The sequence below is a fragment of the Pseudophaeobacter sp. 1A09344 genome, assembly GCF_041008745.1.
In the GTDB taxonomy this organism is placed as follows: Bacteria; Pseudomonadota; Alphaproteobacteria; order Rhodobacterales; family Rhodobacteraceae; genus Phycobacter; species Phycobacter gallaeciensis_A.
In genome coordinates, this window is record NZ_JAXGFS010000006.1 from 180,743 (window position 1) to 198,241 (window position 17,499).

Consider the following 17,499-nt stretch of genomic DNA (forward strand, 5'->3'; position numbering starts at 1 on the left):
CCCGCGCAGAAGCGCAGGGAGGGCCGATTATTCAGGCAGTCAGCTGGCCCTTGGAGGCGCCTGTGATCACCGCAGTCACGATCTGCCCCTCATCCTGCGCCGCTTCGAAGGTCACCTCAGTGAACTGCTCTGTGCGGCCCATATGGGGGTTTTCCATCAGGATCCGATGCGTGCGCCCTACCTGCGCAGCAAGGTGTTTCTGAACCTGCGCATCGCCTGCGGCGCGCAGACGGGCAGCGCGGTCCTTGATCACCTTGCCATCCACCTGTTTGGGGATTTTCGCCGCAGGCGTGCCTTCCCGTTTCGAATAGGGAAAGACATGCAGCCAGGTCAGATCGCAATCCGTCACCAGCTTCAGCGAGTTTTCGAAATGCGCCTCACTCTCGGTCGGAAAACCGGCAATGATATCGGCACCAAAGGTCATATCGGGGCGCAGTTTACGCGCCTCCTCGGCAAATCGGATGGCATCGTCGCGCAGATGGCGCCGGGCCATACGTTTGAGAATCATGTCGTCGCCATGCTGCAGGCTCAGGTGCAGATGCGGCATCAGACGCGGCTCGGTGGCGATAGCCTGCATCAGATTCTCGTCCACCTCGATCGAATCGATGGATGAAATGCGCAAACGCGGCAGATCCGGCACCAGCTTCAGGATCCGCATCACCAGATCGCCCAGTTTCGGCTCAGCAGGCAAGTCCGCACCCCAAGAGGTCAGATCCACCCCGGTCAGCACCACCTCGTTATAACCCTTGTCCACCAGCCGCTTGATCTGGTCCACCACCACACCAGCAGGGACCGAGCGCGAATTTCCGCGGCCATAGGGGATGATGCAGAAGGTGCAGCGGTGATCGCAGCCGTTCTGAACCTGCACATAGGCGCGGGAGCGGGTGCCGAATCCATCGATCAGGTGGCCTGCGGTTTCGGTAACCGACATGATGTCATCGACCTGAACCTTCTCGGTCTCGCCAATGAAATCAGGCCCCTTTGCGATCTCAGCCCAGGTGTCCGGCTGCATCTTTTCGGTATTGCCGATGACGCGGGTAACCTCTTCCATCGCGGCAAAGGTCTCGGGCTCGGTCTGGGCAGCGCAGCCAGTGACGATGATCGGCGCCTCCGGGTTTTCCCGGCGCAGGCGACGGATTTCCTGGCGCGCCTTGCGCACCGCCTCGGCCGTCACCGCGCAGGTGTTCACCACCACGGCATCCTCCAGCCCCGCCGCGCGGGACAATTCCTTCATCGCCTCGGTTTCATAGGCGTTGAGGCGGCAGCCCAGCGTGGTGAACTTGGGCGCTGTCATCGCAGCGAATCCAGGAATTCGGCGGTGAAGGTGCCGCTGAAGACATGCATGGTCGGACCGGTCATCCAGACACCATCCTCGCGCCAGTCGATCCACAGGGTGCCCCCATCCAGGTCAATGCGCACCCGGCGCCCTGTGAGGCCCCTGCGGGCCGCTGCAACCGCTGTGGCGCAGGAGGAGGAGCCAGAGGCCAGAGTCACGCCCACACCGCGCTCCCACACCCGCATACGGATATGATCAGGGCCGACAATATGGGCCACCTGCACGTTGGTACGTTCAGGGTAGAGCGGATGATGCTCATAACGCGGGCCGAACTCCGCCAGCGGGATGAGATCGGCGTCCTCGACAAAGAAGGTACAATGCGGATTGCCCATACCAGTGGCCGTCGGCCCGCCCTCGATCGGCAGCTCCAGCGTGTCCATCTCCTCGGCCAGCGGAATTTCCTGCCAGTCCAGCTGCGGCTGGCCCATATTGACCGAAGTCAGGCCCTCGCCCGCTTCGCGCGCATAAAGATCACCGCGGTCGGTGGTCAGGTGCAGCGCATCCTTGCCGGTCTCACGCATCAGATGGCGGGCAATGCACCGGGTGGCATTGCCACAGGCCGCCGAGGTCGAACCATCCGCATTGTAGAAGGTCAGATGCGCATCGCCTGCACCGTTTGAGATCACAGCGAGTTGATCGAACCCCACACCGAACTGCCGGTGCGCGATTCCCTGCGCCAGCGCGGGCGTGATCGCGATGTCCTGCGCACGCGCGTCGACAACGACAAAGTCGTTGCCCAGCCCGTGCATCTTCATAAAGGGGAAACCGATGTTTTCTGTCATGCTCATGGCGGGCATATAGACCTCGTGCAAAGATGAATCCAGCCTTGTGCCAATAATCTTGAAAAAAGGGGTTGACCCCCCGCCGTACTCCCCCTAGATACGCCGCCTATCGGGACAGCATGGATGACCAAGCCAAGCGACACCGACGCGAATTAAGCGCTTGATCCTTCGGGAGTATTTCGCTTAGACAGCACAAAGATAGTGGGCCGTTAGCTCAGTTGGTAGAGCAACTGACTTTTAATCAGTGGGTCGCAGGTTCGAATCCTGCACGGCTCACCACTTTCTTCAAGACACTCAAATCACTGATCACACACCGATAGATACATCGGTGCGAATGCTCCGGTTTTCCCGGACGCAAACCATCCCCGAACGATAACCACGCCTGCACACGCTTGCCGCAACTGCCCAATCCAGACGCAGAAGTTCGGCGTGATTCCCTCTTCACAACCGCCCCCCCTCCAACCTTCGCCCAAGGCACAAGCCATGCGGACCTCAAAGCTTTCCTTAATCCTCTTGTGGCAGGACTCGGGCACAAAAAGTGACTAGAAGGGTCAATCTGAATGACGAAGGCTTCAATTTCCTCCTGCCCGGTTTGCGAGAATGCACTTGGGAATCTGACGCTTGAGCGCCGCCCGCAGGTCCCCTCGCTTCAGAACGTCGCCCTGGAAACCCCGGATGCCGCGCGAACATTTCCGACCGGGGCGCTGCATATCCTGCGCTGCGCTGCCTGTGGTTTCGTCTGGAACGATGATTTTGACCCGTCCCATATTTCCTATGATGCAGGATACAACAACGACGTCACCGCATCACCCTATTACCTGGCCCACCTTGATGCCATGGCCGACCGAATTCTCGCCTCGGTGCCCGAAGATCAGCCCATTCACTATGTTGAAATCGGCTGTGGCGAGGGCGATTTCATGGCCCTGCTTCACGCGCGTGGAAAAGGCCGTGTTGCCTCGCTGACCGGATTTGACCCTTCGTTCACCGGCGATGACAACCTGCCTGACGGCGCCGTGGTCCACCGGGTCATGTTCACCCCCGATCAGATCGATAAAATTCCCGCAGAGGCCAATGTCATCTGCTCACGCCACACGATCGAGCATATCAACGATGTTCAGGCCTTTGCCGAGGCGCTGGCGGCGTCAATGACGCCGGAGCGGAGCCTTTTTCTGGAAACGCCGGACGCCGATTGGATTCTGCGCAACCTGGCCTTTCAGGACTTCTTCTACGAGCATTGCTCGATCTACACGCCAAGATCCGTTGCAACGCTTCTGGCCCGCCATGGGTTGGCCTGTGAGGTCACGCCCGTCTATGACGATCAGTACATGTGGATCTCGGCCCGGATGAGGCCGTCACAGGAGGCATCCGACCCCACCCTGCCGACAATCGACGATGCCGCGGCCAAACGGTATGTGTCCGAGACCAATCAAATCAGGTCTCAGTGGCAAGGCTATCTTGAGACCCGGCGCAAGGTGGGGCCCATCGCGCTTTGGGGTGCGGCTTCCAAGGGCGTGACCTTTTCCCTGCTTTTCAACAGCGCAGAGGACGCGCCGATTGACTTCGCCATTGATCTCAACACTGCAAAGCAAGGCTGTTTCATGCCGATAACCGCCACTCCGATCCTCCCGCCCGAAGCGGCGCGCGATCAGGGGGTGCGGACCATCATTATCATGAACCCCAATTACGAGGCCGAGATTCGCCAGCACATCAGCGACCTGGGCTGTGGCGACGTGGAAATCACAGTTCTCAATCACTAGCGACAGATCCCAAAGGCGCATTCCCAGCATCGGGCGCGGCGTGAGCGCGATCACGCCGCGGGCCTGCCGCTGCGTCCGGCGTTTTCAGCTCTCCCTTTTTCAACGAGGCGTCCGTGCGTTGCCCGCTGAAAAACAACCCTTTCCGCCACCCGCCAAAGCTGAGCGCGCCCGCTGCGCCTGAACCTTCGGCACACCCCTTCCTTCCCGCCTGCCTAAATTTTCGTCAGATTTTCCCGGTGGTCCGCCTGGATGATATCGAGGGCGTTGACAGCTGCCCAATTTGAACCAATAGTGAATTGGTACAAATGATCCAGACCAATCCAAAGGCCGGGGAGGCCGCATATGCCAACAGGGCAGATTCAGACAGATGCAGAACCGGCGGATATTCTGCGCCTCGAAGACTTTACACTGCGGTTTCGTGGCCAGGAGAAGGCCACCGTCAACGGTATGAGCCTGAAAGTCTCCCCCGGTGAAATCCTGTGTATCGTCGGCGAATCGGGTTGCGGCAAAAGCGTAACCGCAATGTCGATCATGGGGTTATTGCCCAAAGGATCCTCAGAAGTTCTGTCCGGAAATCTCGATTTCCTTGGGAAATCCTACGATCTGCGTCAGGAAAACCTGCCCGCCGATCAACGTGGCAATCAGATCGCGATGATCTTTCAGGAACCGATGACCTCGCTCAACCCGTCCTTCACGGTTGGTGACCAGATCGCAGAAACCGTGCTGCAGCATCAGGGTGGTACCCGGGCCGAGGCAATGGAACGCGCCCATCAGATGCTGGAGAAGGTCGGCATTCCCGCGCCACGTCAACGGCTTGGCGAATATCCGTACCAATTGTCCGGTGGTATGCGTCAGCGGGTGATGATCGCCATGGCGCTGGCCAATGATCCGCAGCTGCTGATCGCCGATGAACCCACCACCGCGCTGGATGTGACCATTCAGGCGCAGATCCTTGATCTGATCTGCGATCTGCGCCGCGACACCGGCATGGGCACCATCATGATCACCCATGATCTGGGGGTCGTTGGCGAAGTGGCCGATAGCGTTGCCGTCATGTACGGCGGGGAAGTGGTCGAACAGGGCTCCACCAAGGAAATTTTCGCCAATCCCCAGCATCCCTATACCATCGGCCTGATGAGCGCGATGCCGCGCCTTGATCGCCCCGGCGAACGTCTGGCCACGGTACCCGGTTCGGTTCCGGCGATCCGCAACATGCCCGAAGGCTGCCGGTTCCGCTCGCGCTGCGCCTTTGCCGCTGCCGCCTGCAGCACGCGGCCCGATCTCCGAACGCTTGCAGACGATCACAGCGTCGCCTGCCATTTCGCCCCTCTGGAAACCCATGTGGCGGTGCAGGCATGAGCAGCAAGGACATGATTCTCCGCACCGACGCGCTGACCAAACATTTCGGCGGCGGCGGTTTTCTGAAAAAATCCCCCGTGGTGCAGGCAGTCGACGGGATCTCGCTTGAGGTGAAACGCGGCGAGACCTTTGCCATCGTCGGCGAATCCGGTTGCGGCAAATCCACCCTCGCGCGGCTGCTGATGCGGCTGCTGGAGCCCACGTCGGGGGAGGTCGTCTTTGACGGCAAGGATATCAGCCATGCCGCCGGACCGGATCTGACCCGGCTGCGCCGCGATATGCAGTTCATCTTTCAGGATCCGTTTTCCTCGCTCAACCCGCGCATGACCGTGGGCAAGCTGATCGCAGAACCGCTGGAGGTCCACGCCCCCGAGCTGAGCGCCGCCGAACGCCGCGCCAAGGTGGCCGACATCATGCAGAAGGTCGGCCTGCCCGCAGAACACGCGGGTCGCTATCCGCATGAATTCTCCGGCGGGCAGCGGCAGCGGATCGGTATTGCCCGCGCCCTGATCACCGGACCAAAACTGGTCATCGGAGACGAGCCGGTCTCGGCGCTGGATGTCTCGGTACAGGCGCAGGTGATCAACCTTCTGGGTGATCTCAGCCGCGAACTGGGGGTAACGCTGGTCGTCATTGCCCATGATCTGGGCGTGATCCGCCACATGAGCGACCGTGTCGCCGTCATGTATCTGGGCCGTATCGTGGAAATGGGCACCGCCGAAGAGGTCTTCAGCGCCCCGCGCCATCCCTACACCCAGGCTTTGCTGGCCTCGATCCCGGCGCCCCGCGCCGAGGGCGAGGACCGCATCACGACCCTGACTGGCGAGATGCCCAGCCCCGCTGCACCGCCGCCCGGCTGCCGGTTTCACACCCGCTGCCCCTTTGCGCGGCCGGATTGCAAAACCACGGTGCCGGATCTTTCGACTGTTGAGGGCGCATCACATCAGGTGGCCTGCCACCACTGGCAGGAGATCGACGCTCCGGCCGGTGCGCCGCAGCAGGCCCCCCATTCCGCCGCTGCCGAAGAACGGTTTGCCCTGTACCGCGCCGCCATCGAAGGCGCCAAGGTCACCCCGCTGACGCCGGAATAATCCCAACAGACCCCCCCCAGAACCAACCGTAACCAAAAGCAAGACCCGACAGAGAGGACCAAGACGATGAAACACTTGAAACCCACCCTGATGGCTGCCCTTCTCGGCGCCACCGCATTGGGGATGATGACCACCGGCGCCAGCGCCAAGGATCTGCGCATCGGCCTGCAATCGGACGCCGACGTGCTGGACCCCGATCAGTCGCGCACCTTCGTGGGCCGCATCGTCTATGCCTCGCTCTGCGACAAGCTGGTCGACATCACCCCGGATCTGGAAATCATCCCGCAGCTGGCCACCGCATGGCAGGTGTCCGAGGATGGCATGTCCGTCACCATGCAGCTGCGCGAGGGCGTGGTGTTCCACGATGGCACCCCCTTCAACGCAGAGGCCGTGGCCGCGAATATCGAACGCTCCAAGACCCTTGATGAATCACGCCGCAAGTCCGAGCTGTCCTCGATCACCACGACCGAAGTGACCGGCGAGTATGAGATCAAGCTGAACCTCAAAGGCCCCGACGCGACGCTTCTGGCGCAGCTGGCCGACCGTGCCGGCATGATGATGTCGCCCACCGCCGCTGCGGCAGCAGGCGTGGATTTCGGCCTCAACCCGGTCTGCTCCGGTCCGTTCAGCTTTGAAGAGCGTGTCGCCCAGGACAAGATTGTCCTGAAGCGGTTCCCGGACTACTGGAACGCCGACAAGATCGCCTTTGACAGCGTGACCTTCCTGCCGATCCCGGACACCACCGTGCGTCTGGCCAACCTGCAGTCGGGTGATATCGACATGCTGGAGCGTCTGGCCGCCACTGATCTGGCACAGGCCAATGCAGATGCGAATATCGCTGTCGCCGACGCGGTTTCGCTGGGCTATCAGGGCATCACCTTCAACCTCAACAACGGTGAAAAGGGCGACAACCCCTGGGGCAACGACGCGCGCCTGCGTCAGGCGTTCAGCTATGCCATCGACCGCAACGCGATCAACCAGGTGGTCTTTGAAGGCGCCTTTGCCGCTGGCAACCAGCCCTATCCGCCGACCTCGCCCTGGTATGACGCCGACTACCCGGTTCCGGGCCGCGATGTGGCCAAGGCCAAGGAACTGCTGGCCGAAGCCGGGTATCCTGATGGTCTGGAGCTGGAAGTTCAGGTCCCCAACACCACCGTTCCGCTGCAGCTGATGCAGGTGGTTCAGGCCATGGCCGCCGAAGCAGGCATCGACGTGAAGATCGTCTCGAAAGAGTTCGCCACCCTGCTAGCCGATCAATCCGCCGGTGACTACACCGCCAGCCAGATCGGCTGGTCCGGCCGGGTCGATCCCGATGGCAACATCCACCAGTTCATGACCACGAACGGTGGCCTCAACGACAGCAAATACTCGAACCCTGCCGTGGATGAGGCGCTGAACGCGGCCCGCGTTGCCGCCAGCACCGAGGCCCGCAAGGCGTCCTATGATGCCGCGCGCGACGTGCTGGTCGAGGAATCGCCGATTGTCTACCTCTACCATCAGACCTGGATCTGGGCGCATAACACCAATCTGGAAGGCTTCACCGCTTATCCGGACGGGATGATCCGCCTCGAAGGCGTCACCTGGAACGAGTGATACCCACCCTGCGCCGCCCCGCCCTGCGCGCGGGCGGCGCAGATCTTCTGGCCCTTCGGGGTCGCAGCCAATCCGTCAGGTCTGCCCGATGTTCCTGTTCCTCATGCGCCGCATCCTGATCGCGGTGCCCACGATCATACTGATCTCGATCTTTGTCTTCGCCCTGCAAAAGCTGCTGCCGGGGGATCCGCTTCTGGTGCTGGCCGGAGAAGAGCGCGACCCCGAGGTACTGGAGCTGCTGCGCGAGAAATACCGCCTGAACGATCCCATCATCGTGCAGTATTTCACATGGATCACCAATGCCCTGCAGGGAGACCTCGGGATTTCGCTGCGCACCAACCAGCCGGTCACCGAGCTGATGATGCAGAAACTGCCGGTGACGCTGCAACTGGCGGCGATGTCGATGATCTTTGCCCTGACTATCGGCGTACCTGCGGGCATCCTGTCGGCCTACCGCAAGGGTACGCTGACCGATTACCTGGCCAATGTGGTTGCCCTTTCGGGTCTGTCGATCCCCAACTTCTGGCTTGGCATCATGCTGATCCTGCTGGTGTCGGTGAAATGGCAGCTGCTGCCCGCATCCGGCTATGTGCCCCTGTCCGAGGATTTCGCCCAGTCGATCCGCACCATGTTGATGCCTGCCTTCGTGCTGGGCACCGCCCTTGCCGCCACGATGATGCGGCACACCCGCTCGGCCATGCTGGGCGTGCTCAGCGCCGATTACGTCCGCACCGCCCGCGCCAAGGGGCTGACCGAACGCCGCGTGGTCCTGAAACACGCCTTCCGCAACGCACTGACCCCGATTGTCACCCTGACCGCGCTGCTGTTCGGCGAACTGGTGGCTGGCGCCGTCCTGACCGAGCAGATCTTCACCATTCCCGGCTTTGGCAAGATGGTCGTCGATGCGGTGTTCAACCGCGACTATGCGGTGGTGCAGGGTATCGTTCTGGTGACCGCGGTCGGCTTTATCTTTATGAACCTTCTGGCCGATGCGCTGTATTTCATCCTCAATCCACGGCTGAGAGGGCAATAATATGACCGAAGCAACAGCCCCCTTCACCCCCGAGCAGGATGCGATCAGCGACGGCAGGAACCGCGTCTGGAAGAAGTTCCGCTCTCACCGCAGCGCCCTGTTCGGCGGCATTCTGGTGGCCTTCTTCGTGGCGATTGCCCTCTTGGCCCCCGTGCTGCCGATCCCCGATCCCGCCGCCACCGACTGGGGCGCCGTGCGCAAGGCGCCTTCGGCCGCCCATTGGATGGGCACGGATGAGATTGGCCGCGATGTGCTGTCCCGCCTGATCTGGGGGGCGCAGGCCTCGCTTCTGGCCGGTGTGGTCTCGGTCGGGATTGCCCTCGCCCTTGGCGTGCCGCTCGGCATTCTGGCCGGCTATTTCGGCGGCTGGACCGATGCGGTGATCTCGCGCTGCACCGAAGCCCTGCTGGCGGCTCCCTTCCTGATCCTGGCGATTGCGCTGGCGGCCTTTCTTGGTCCGTCGCTGACCAATGCGATGATCGCCATCGGGATCTCGGCCACGCCGATCTTCATCCGCCTGACCCGCGGGCAGGTGCTGACCGTGCGCTCCGAAGACTACGTGGACAGCGCCCTGGCCATCGGCCTGCCGACGCCCAAGATCCTGCGCCGCTATATCCTGCCAAACGTGCTGCCGCCGATCCTCGTGCAGGCAACGCTGACCATTGCCACGGCGATCATCGCCGAGGCCTCTCTGTCCTTCCTCGGCCTTGGCCAGCAGGCGCCCGCGCCCAGCTGGGGGTCGATGCTGAACACAGCGAAAAATTTCCTCAATCAAGCCCCCTGGATGGCCATGTGGCCGGGCATCTCGATTTTTCTCGTGGTGCTGGGCTTCAACCTTCTTGGCGATGGTCTGCGCGATGCGCTGGACCCCCGCGAGCACTAGACCAAACGGAGACATAGATGTCCGATTTTACAACACGGCCCGAAATCCGGGGCACCTTCGGGGTCGCAACCTCGACCCATTGGATTGCCTCGACCGTCGGCATGAGCATTCTGGAAAAGGGCGGCAACGCATTTGACGCCGCCGTCGCAACCGCGCTGGTCCTGCAGGTGGTCGAACCACATCTGAACGGTCCGGCCGGCGATATGCCCGCGATCTTCCACAAGGCGGAAACCGGCGAAACCAAGGTGGTCTGTGCACAGGGCGTGGCGCCCAAGGCGGCGACCATCGAAGCCTACACCGAACAGGGGCTGACCCTGATCCCCGGTTCGGGTCTGCTCGCAACCGTTGTTCCCGGCGCCTTTGACGGCTGGATGATGATGCTGCGCGACCACGGCACCATGTCCCTGCGCGAGGTGCTGGAACCGGTGATCGGCTATGCTCGCGATGGCCATCCGGTGCTGCCGCGTGTGGCCAATACCATTGCCGGTCTGCAGGAATTCTTTGAAACCGAATGGCCGACCTCGGCTGCTGTCTGGGCCCCGGGTGGCGAAGCGCCGAAACCCAACGCCCTGTTCAAGAATCCAGATCTGGCGCGCACCTATGAACGTCTGGCCGAAGCGGGCGAAGCCGCAGGTGAGGACCGTGTCGCCCAGATCGACGCCGCCCGCACCGAATGGCGCGAAGGTTTCGTGGCCGAGGCGATCTTTGACTATCTGAAAGAGGCCCATGTGATGGATGTCTCGGACGAGAAACACAGCGCGGTGCTGGCGCCCGACGACCTGAAGGACTGGCGTGCCACCTATGAGGACACCCTGTCTTACGAATACGAAGGCTGGACGGTGCACAAGACCCACGCCTGGAGCCAAGGGCCGGTGATGCTGCAGGGCCTTGCCATCCTCAAAGGCTTTGACCTTGGCGCGATGGATCCCTTCGGCGCCGAGTTCGTGCACACCGTGACCGAAGCGATGAAGCTCGCCTATGCCGACCGCGAGGCCTATTACGGCGACCCTGCCCAGTCCGAGATCCCGATGGAGTACCTCCTGAGCGAGGAATACAACGCCGAGCGCCGCAAGCTGATCACCGACAAGGCCTCGACCGAGCAGCGCCCGGGACGGGTGCCGGGCTTCGAACATCTCGCCGACGCCTATGTCGAGCGCGCGGCGCGGGACTTCAACGTCGGCCAGGTGGCGGCGCAGGAACCGACCATGTCGCACCTCACCGAAAAGCGCGGCGATACCGTGCATCTCGACGTGATCGACCGCTGGGGCAACATGGTCGCCGCGACACCTTCAGGCGGCTGGCTGCAAAGCTCCCCGGTCATTCCGGGCCTCGGCTTCCCGCTCAACTCCCGCGCCCAGATGTTCTGGCTGGAGGACGGTCTGCCGACCTCGCTGGCGCCGGGCCGCCGCCCCCGCACCACCCTGACCCCCAGCTATGCGGAAAAAGACGGTGTGCAGATGGTCTTTGGCACCCCCGGCGGTGACCAGCAGGACCAGTGGCAGCTGATCTGGTTCCTGCGTTTCGTGCATTTCGGCATGGAACTGCAGCAATGCATGGATGCGCCGCTGTTCCATTCCATGCACTTCCAGGGATCCTTCTTCCCACGCGAAGTGCGCACCGCCGAAATGATGGTCGAGCCCAACTTTGGCGAGGCGGTAATCGCCGACCTGCGCGCCCGGGGTCACAACGTCGTGGTGGCGGATCCCTGGACCGTCGGCCGCCTGACCGCTGCCCTGCGCGAGCCGGACGGCATGCTGCGCGCGGCGGCGACCCCGCGCCTGATGCAGGCCTATGCGGTCGGCCGATGACCTGGTCGCTGATTGCCAAGAATCCCGAGGATGGCGCGATCGCTGTGATCGTCGCCTCCCGGTTCTTCGCCTGCGGCGCGGTGGTGCCCTTTGTCGGGCCGACTGTCGCCGTGGCGTCGCAGGCCTTCTGCAATCCGGTCTGGGGCACCGAGGGACGCAGGCGCATGGCCGCCGGTGAAAGCGCCCAGGCGGTGCTCGCCGATTTCGCCCTTCGCGATCAGGGGCAGGCGATCCGCCAGGCCCATATGATGGATGCCGAAGGTCGCTTTGTCGCCCATACCGGCGCCGATTGCGTCGACTGGGCCGGGCACCTCTTGGCCGAGGATCATTCGGTGGCGGGCAATATGCTGACCGGCCCCGAGGTGATCGAGGCAACCTCGGCGGCCTACAAGGACAACGCGGATCTGCCCTTTGCCGAGCGTCTGATCGTGGCCATGCAAGCCGGAGAGGCCGCAGGTGGCGACAAACGGGGCCGTCAGGCCGCCGGACTGGTGATCCATCGCGGACAAGAGCATGCCTGGCTCGACATCCGGGCCGATGACCACGCGGACCCCCTAGGTGAGCTGGCCCGCCTCTGGGAGGTCGCGCAGGAACGCTATGTGCATTTCTCCAAGGGCATGCCCACGGCCGAGAAGTTTTCTGGCCTGCCCACCCGCGAAGGCATCGACGCCGATATCGCCGCGGCAGAGGCCCGCCGCATCGCAGAAGGACGCCCCAGCAAATCGCAGGCCGTCGATTATTGATCAAACAGCGCCCGGTATGCCCCGGGCGCTGTTGTTTTTACCCTTTGCGCCATTTTTTGCTTCAATATGCAGACCCTGTCTGAGAAAAAGTCTGTCATGTCATCACACTCCCGCAGCTCGTCTATCGAGCCGATCAAACAAAAGGTTCTGGCCCTGATCAAATCGGGCAGCCTCGCCGCGGACGGAAAACTGCCCACCGAACGGGTTCTGTCGGAACAGTTCGACGTCAGCCGCAGGGCGGTGCGTCTAGCCCTCGACAGTCTGGAAGAACAGGGGCTGGTCTGGCGCAAACAGGGCAAGGGCACCTTTGCCGGACAGCCCGCCGACCCAACCGGAGACCTCGCAGCCAAGATCGCCGGGGAAACCAACGCGCTACAAGTGATGGAAGCGCGCCTGTGTATCGAGCCGGAGCTTGCCGCGCTGTGTGCCAAACGGATGCAGCCGGATGAGCTGATGCGCCTGCGCCGTCTGGCCCAGCGGCAGTTTGAATCCAACGGTCCGGAAGCGATCGAACTTTGGGATGGCGCCTTTCACCGGCTGATCGCCCAATGCGCCCGCAACCGGCCATTGCTGACCTCCTTTGCCCTGCTTGACCGGATCCGCGAGAACCCGGAATGGATCCGCATCCGCGCCCGTGCCCGAAGCGGCCCGTCGCTGGAAGTGTCGCATTGCGAGCACGTGACCATCATCGAGGCGATTGCCACCGGCGACAGCGATGTGGCCCGCACCGCCATGCGCGAACATCTGACCACCCGCTTTGACGCGCTGCGGAGCGAAATGGACCCCGGCGACGACAGCTGGGAGACCGAACTGTTCGACATAGACACCGGCAAGTAACAGCGGCGTACAGATCACAACGGAACCGGCAGGAGACGCATCATGACATCCACCCTTCCCGCATCGGTGCAGAGCTGCCACTGGGGCTTTTTCGACGCGGCCCATCCGCCTGCCCTGTCCATCGACAGCGGCGAAGAGGTCATCATCGACACCGTCTCGGGCGGCCCCGACATGTTGCCCGGAGATGGTTTTCACGTGCCGCCGGAATTGCTGGAAATTCACGCCGCCGGTCTGCCGGGCATGCCGGGCCATATCCTGACCGGCCCGGTCGAGGTGCGCGGCGCCCAGCCGGGCGATGTGCTGCAGGTCGATATCCTCGATATCTCGCTACGGCAGGACTGGGGCTACAACATGATCCGGCCCTTGGCCGGGACGCTGCCGCTGGAATTTCCCAAACGCCAGCGCACCATCCTGCCGCTGGACGCCGAGCGGCAACTGGCCCACCTGCCCTGGGGCACCGATCTGCCGCTGGCGCCGTTCTTTGGGGTCATGGGGGTGGCGCCGTCGCCGGAATGGGGGCGGATCTCCACCATCGAGCCGCGTCGCCATGGCGGCAATATCGACAACAAGGAACTGATCGCGGGCACCACCCTGTACCTGCCGGTTCTGGCACCGGGCGCGCTGTTTTCCTGTGGCGATGGTCATGCCGCGCAGGGCGATGGCGAGGTCTGCGTCACCGCCATCGAAACGGCGCTGCGCGGGCATTTCCGCCTGACCCTGCGCAGGGACCTGTCGCTGGACTACCCACAAGCAGAAACGCCATCGCATCACATCACCATGGGCATGCATCCCGATCTGGATGTCTGCGCCGAAATGGCCCTGCGGGACATGATTGCCGTGGCCGAGGCGCGATTGGGGATCAGCCGGGAAGACGCCTATATGCTCTGCAGTCTCGCCGCCGATCTGCGCATCACCCAGACGGTGAACCGCGAAAAAGGTGTGCATATGATGATGCCGAAAAGCCAGCTGCAACGCCCGTAACGGCGCCTGTATCCAGTCCGCCGCGCCGACACAGGACTGTCAGGCTGGATCACCCTGATCCACCGCCTCGAAACCTGAAATGATATCCAGTAGTTCGCGGGTAATTTCCTCCTGCCGTTTCTGGCGATAGGCATCCATCAGCTCTTCGCGGTGATCGCTGATATTGCCTTCCGCCCGGCGCATGGCAGCCAGACGCGCAGCGTGTTCGCTGGCCAGGGATTCGGCAAGCGCGCGATAGATCTGCACAAAGATCCGCTGCCCGATCAGCCAGGAGAACAGCTTGGTCGGCGCCATGCGGTAGGTCGGCAGGCTGCGCGATGGCCAGGGTTTGCGGGCCAGAGCATCGAGATCCCCGCGCGGCACCGGCAGCAGCGGCCACTCGGTCGGCACCGCCAGCGAAGCCCCGGCGCGGCGGTTGAACAAAAGCGAGACTGTCCCGACGCCCGCTTCGGTCCAACGGTCGATTTCCACCGCAACCGCATGCACCGTGGCCGTCAGACCGGCGGCCGATCCGGGCAGCGCAAACAGCGCATCGGGCATATGCCCTTCTGCCTCCATATGCGCGGCCACCCGCTGGCCCAGCACGCAGAGGCGGCAATCGCTTTCCTCCAAGAGCCGCGCGACCGCGCGACCACCAATTCGGTCGTTGAACCGCCCGCATAGCCCCCGGTCAGAGCCGATGACGATCAGCGCCGATCCCGGCGCCACCTCTGCGGGTGACCCCACCTGCGGCTGCAGAGACTGATCACGCAGCACAGCCCGCAACCCAAGATCCACCGTGCGTTCATACTCCAGCATCGCCGCAGCGGCGCGTTCGTACTGGCGGATACTGACCGAAGAGAGACTTTTCATGGTGCGTACGATGGAATGGATCTCGGCGGTGGTGTGCATCCGCGCCGAAAGCGCCTCAAGCGTCTGCATCACCCACTCCTTCGCGCCGCGGCGAATGCGGATCATCGGGATAGAACCCGGTCAGCGCCGCCTGCATCGCCGTGATCAGGGCCGCCCGCTGCGCCGGGTCCAGCGGCGCGCCGCCCTCGATGGCATCGCAGATCTCGGGACAGGTCCGGCGGGCGGCCCGAGCCGCATGCAGCCCCGCATCGCTGACCCTGTCAGCAGGAATGGCATCGAACAACCCTTCGGTCGCGGCCAGCAGCGCCGCGATCTGGTCCGCCACCTCAAGCAGGTGATGTTCACGCTGCTTGAGGATTTCCCGCACCCGCAGCCCCCGGTCCAGCCGCTGCCGTGTCTCGGCATCGATCTGGGTGCCAAAGCGGGCAAAGGTCTCCAGCTCTTCGAATTGCGCGTAATAGAGCCTCAGATCTCCCGCCACGGCGCGAAAGGCAGGCAATTGCGCCTTGCCGCCAACGCGGCTGACCGAGGTGCCGATGTCGATGGCCGGCAGCCTGCCCTTTTCGAACAGCGAGGGCGACAGGTAGATCTGCCCGTCCGTGATGGAAATGAGGTTGGTGGGAATAAAGGCGGAAATATTCTGCGCCTGAGTTTCGATCACCGGCAGAGCAGTCAGCGAACCGCCACCGTGTTCTTCGCGCAGCGGGGTGGCGCGTTCCAGCAGCCGCGAATGAATATAGAAAATGTCACCGGGATAGGCCTCGCGGCCGGGCGGGCGGCGTAACAGAAGCGACAGCTCGCGATAGGCGCGGGCATGGCGGGTCAGATCGTCATAGACGATCAGCACATCACGCCCTTCGTCCATGAAATGCTCAGCCATGGCAGTGGCCGCATAAGGCGCGATGAACTGCAACCCCGGCGCGTCCTCTCCGCCGGCCACCACGACAATGGTGCGCTCCAGTGCGCCGCCCTTGCGCAGGCTATCGATCACCCGCGCCACCGCCGAAGCCCGCTGCCCGATGGCGCAATAGATCGAGATCACCCCGGTGTCGCGCTGGTTCAGGATGGTATCGACGGCGATGGCCGTCTTGCCGGATTGCCGATCACCGACGATCAACTCGCGCTGACCACGCCCGATGGGCACGGCGGCATCGATCGCCTTGATCCCGGTCTGCAGCGGCACGCTGACCGGGGCGCGGTGCATGATGGGCGGGGCCGCACGTTCGATGGGGGCGCGGTCGCGGCACTGCAACGGTCCAGCACCATCGATGGGCTGCCCCATCGCATCGACAACCCGCCCCAGCAGCGCGGCACCAACCGGTGTGTCAACGACGCGGCGTGTGCGGTGCACCTTGTCACCGGGGCGGATGCCGACGCTGTCACCCAGTACAATTACCCCGATGCGGTCGGTAGCCAGGCTGGAGGCGATACCAGTCTGCCCACCGGCAAAGACCACCAGCTCATCCGCCCTGAGGTCGGGAAACCCGGCGATCCGCGCAATGCCATTGCCAACAGAAAGCACCCGGGCAACATCGGTGATTTCGGCCACCGGGGCGGTTTCGGCAAGGATCCGGTCCATCCGGTCGACCAGCCCTGCGGCAATCCGGCCCGCCATGCCCTGCCCGTCTGTGCGCTTGTCATTGCGCCCGCCGTTCTGCCCGTCATGCGGCATCGGCAGCCTCGCTTGCCACGGCATCCAGGCTTTCTTCGATCAGCAGGCCCAGCCGGTCCAGATAGCGCCCTGCCGACCAGTCCAGCACCTGATGGCCCAGCGTCAGACGGATGCCAAAGGTGACATCCCCGGCGGTGGCATAATCCACCTTTATACCCTCTGCGATCTCGTCGTGGATGGCGCGGGTCAGGTGGCGCCGCGCCGCGCTTGGCAGCTCCATGCTGCATTCCACCAGCGCCGCCCCCGGCATGCCTTCCGCTGCCCGTTCCAGCCGCCTGCGCTCCTCAAGGTCGAGCGAGGACAATTGCCGGGCGAACTCTGCCGCCATCTGCTCCGCCAGATCGGCCCCGGCGAAATCCGCCAGAACACGGCGCAGCGCCTGCCCCACGTGGGCGGCTGTGCGCTTTTGCATCTCCAGCACGATTTCAGTGCGGTCCTCCTGCAAATGGTCCAGCCAAGCCGCACGTTTCTGCTCCATGTCTTCGCGCAGATCGGCCTCCAGCTCTTGGCGCAACGCCTCGGCTGCGGCGCGGGCCTTTGCCATCTCGGCCTCCCTATGGCTGTCCAGCGCCTGCCGCTCGGCCCGCAGCGCTTCGGCTTCGGTGACAGCCTCTTCACGCACGCGGCGCGCATCGCCAAGCCGCTCGGCAATCCGTTGTTCCCGCTCGGCCATTGCCTTGGTCACAGGCCCGTAGAGAAAGCGTTTCAGCAACCAGATCAGAACGAGGAAGTTCACCAGTTGCGCCGCGACGGTCAGCCAGTCGATCTGCAC

General features: G+C 63.2%; 15 protein-coding genes and 1 tRNA gene. 11 read left to right on the top strand and 5 right to left on the bottom strand.

Going from position 1 to position 17,499, the window contains the following annotated elements; genetic code table 11:
* Positions 1 to 31: 31 nt before the first annotated feature.
* On the bottom strand, positions 32 to 1,294 hold the full coding sequence (gene mtaB / locus SM765_RS12460) for a tRNA (N(6)-L-threonylcarbamoyladenosine(37)-C(2))-methylthiotransferase MtaB (protein WP_274838086.1): 1,263 nt from the start codon (positions 1,292 to 1,294) through the stop codon (positions 32 to 34).
* A complete protein-coding gene (gene dapF / locus SM765_RS12465) occupies positions 1,291 to 2,133 on the bottom strand; it encodes a diaminopimelate epimerase (protein ID WP_274838085.1) in 843 nt (280 codons plus the stop codon). Before dapF ends, mtaB begins: the two co-directional genes overlap by 4 nt.
* Before the next feature lie 188 nt (positions 2,134 to 2,321).
* On the opposite strand from dapF, the gene SM765_RS12470 reads away from it, so the two are divergent.
* The 11 genes from SM765_RS12470 (at position 2,322) to SM765_RS12520 (ending at position 14,203) form a co-directional block, all read left to right on the top strand.
* Positions 2,322 to 2,397, top strand: a tRNA-Lys gene (locus SM765_RS12470).
* 281 nt (positions 2,398 to 2,678) lie between these two features.
* Positions 2,679 to 3,875: a class I SAM-dependent methyltransferase gene (locus SM765_RS12475; protein WP_274835208.1), complete on the top strand. Its 1,197-nt coding sequence runs from the start codon at positions 2,679 to 2,681 to the stop codon at positions 3,873 to 3,875.
* A gap of 342 nt (positions 3,876 to 4,217) precedes the next feature.
* The gene (locus tag SM765_RS12480; RefSeq protein WP_274833134.1) at positions 4,218 to 5,234 is read left to right on the top strand and encodes an ABC transporter ATP-binding protein; all 1,017 of its coding nucleotides are present in this window, start codon (positions 4,218 to 4,220) and stop codon (positions 5,232 to 5,234) included.
* A complete protein-coding gene (locus SM765_RS12485) occupies positions 5,231 to 6,325 on the top strand; it encodes an ABC transporter ATP-binding protein (protein ID WP_274835207.1) in 1,095 nt (364 codons plus the stop codon). The genes SM765_RS12480 and SM765_RS12485 overlap by 4 nt, the downstream gene beginning before the upstream one ends.
* A gap of 66 nt (positions 6,326 to 6,391) precedes the next feature.
* On the top strand, positions 6,392 to 7,918 hold the full coding sequence (locus SM765_RS12490) for an ABC transporter substrate-binding protein (RefSeq protein WP_274839017.1): 1,527 nt from the start codon (positions 6,392 to 6,394) through the stop codon (positions 7,916 to 7,918).
* 88 nt (positions 7,919 to 8,006) lie between these two features.
* Positions 8,007 to 8,951: an ABC transporter permease gene (locus SM765_RS12495; RefSeq protein WP_065271933.1), complete on the top strand. Its 945-nt coding sequence runs from the start codon at positions 8,007 to 8,009 to the stop codon at positions 8,949 to 8,951.
* Between the two features lies 1 nt (position 8,952).
* Positions 8,953 to 9,834 carry an ABC transporter permease gene (locus SM765_RS12500; protein WP_274838083.1) on the top strand — a complete coding sequence of 294 codons (882 nt, stop codon included), beginning with the start codon at positions 8,953 to 8,955 and terminating at the stop codon, positions 9,832 to 9,834.
* Between the two features lie 17 nt (positions 9,835 to 9,851).
* Positions 9,852 to 11,642, top strand: a complete 1,791-nt coding sequence (locus tag SM765_RS12505) for a gamma-glutamyltransferase family protein (protein WP_274838082.1) — start codon at positions 9,852 to 9,854, stop codon at positions 11,640 to 11,642.
* Positions 11,639 to 12,385, top strand: a complete 747-nt coding sequence (locus SM765_RS12510; protein WP_274829942.1) for a DUF1028 domain-containing protein — start codon at positions 11,639 to 11,641, stop codon at positions 12,383 to 12,385. Before SM765_RS12505 ends, SM765_RS12510 begins: the two co-directional genes overlap by 4 nt.
* Before the next feature lie 96 nt (positions 12,386 to 12,481).
* A complete protein-coding gene (locus tag SM765_RS12515) occupies positions 12,482 to 13,222 on the top strand; it encodes a FadR/GntR family transcriptional regulator (protein ID WP_065273639.1) in 741 nt (246 codons plus the stop codon).
* A 42-nt stretch (positions 13,223 to 13,264) separates the two neighbouring features.
* On the top strand, positions 13,265 to 14,203 hold the full coding sequence (locus SM765_RS12520) for an acetamidase/formamidase family protein (protein WP_274838081.1): 939 nt from the start codon (positions 13,265 to 13,267) through the stop codon (positions 14,201 to 14,203).
* 39 nt (positions 14,204 to 14,242) lie between these two features.
* Here SM765_RS12520 and SM765_RS12525 read toward each other — a convergent pair whose 3' ends face one another.
* Genes SM765_RS12525 through SM765_RS12535 form a run of 3 tightly spaced genes read right to left on the bottom strand, consistent with a single transcriptional unit; the run spans position 14,243 to position 17,499 of the window.
* A complete protein-coding gene (locus SM765_RS12525; protein WP_274838080.1) occupies positions 14,243 to 15,124 on the bottom strand; it encodes a F0F1 ATP synthase subunit gamma in 882 nt (293 codons plus the stop codon).
* On the bottom strand, positions 15,111 to 16,751 hold the full coding sequence (locus SM765_RS12530; RefSeq protein WP_274838079.1) for a F0F1 ATP synthase subunit alpha: 1,641 nt from the start codon (positions 16,749 to 16,751) through the stop codon (positions 15,111 to 15,113). The genes SM765_RS12525 and SM765_RS12530 overlap by 14 nt, the downstream gene beginning before the upstream one ends.
* Complete coding sequence (locus SM765_RS12535) at positions 16,717 to 17,499, bottom strand: F0F1 ATP synthase subunit B family protein (protein ID WP_065271940.1); 783 nt, start codon at positions 17,497 to 17,499, stop codon at positions 16,717 to 16,719. Before SM765_RS12535 ends, SM765_RS12530 begins: the two co-directional genes overlap by 35 nt.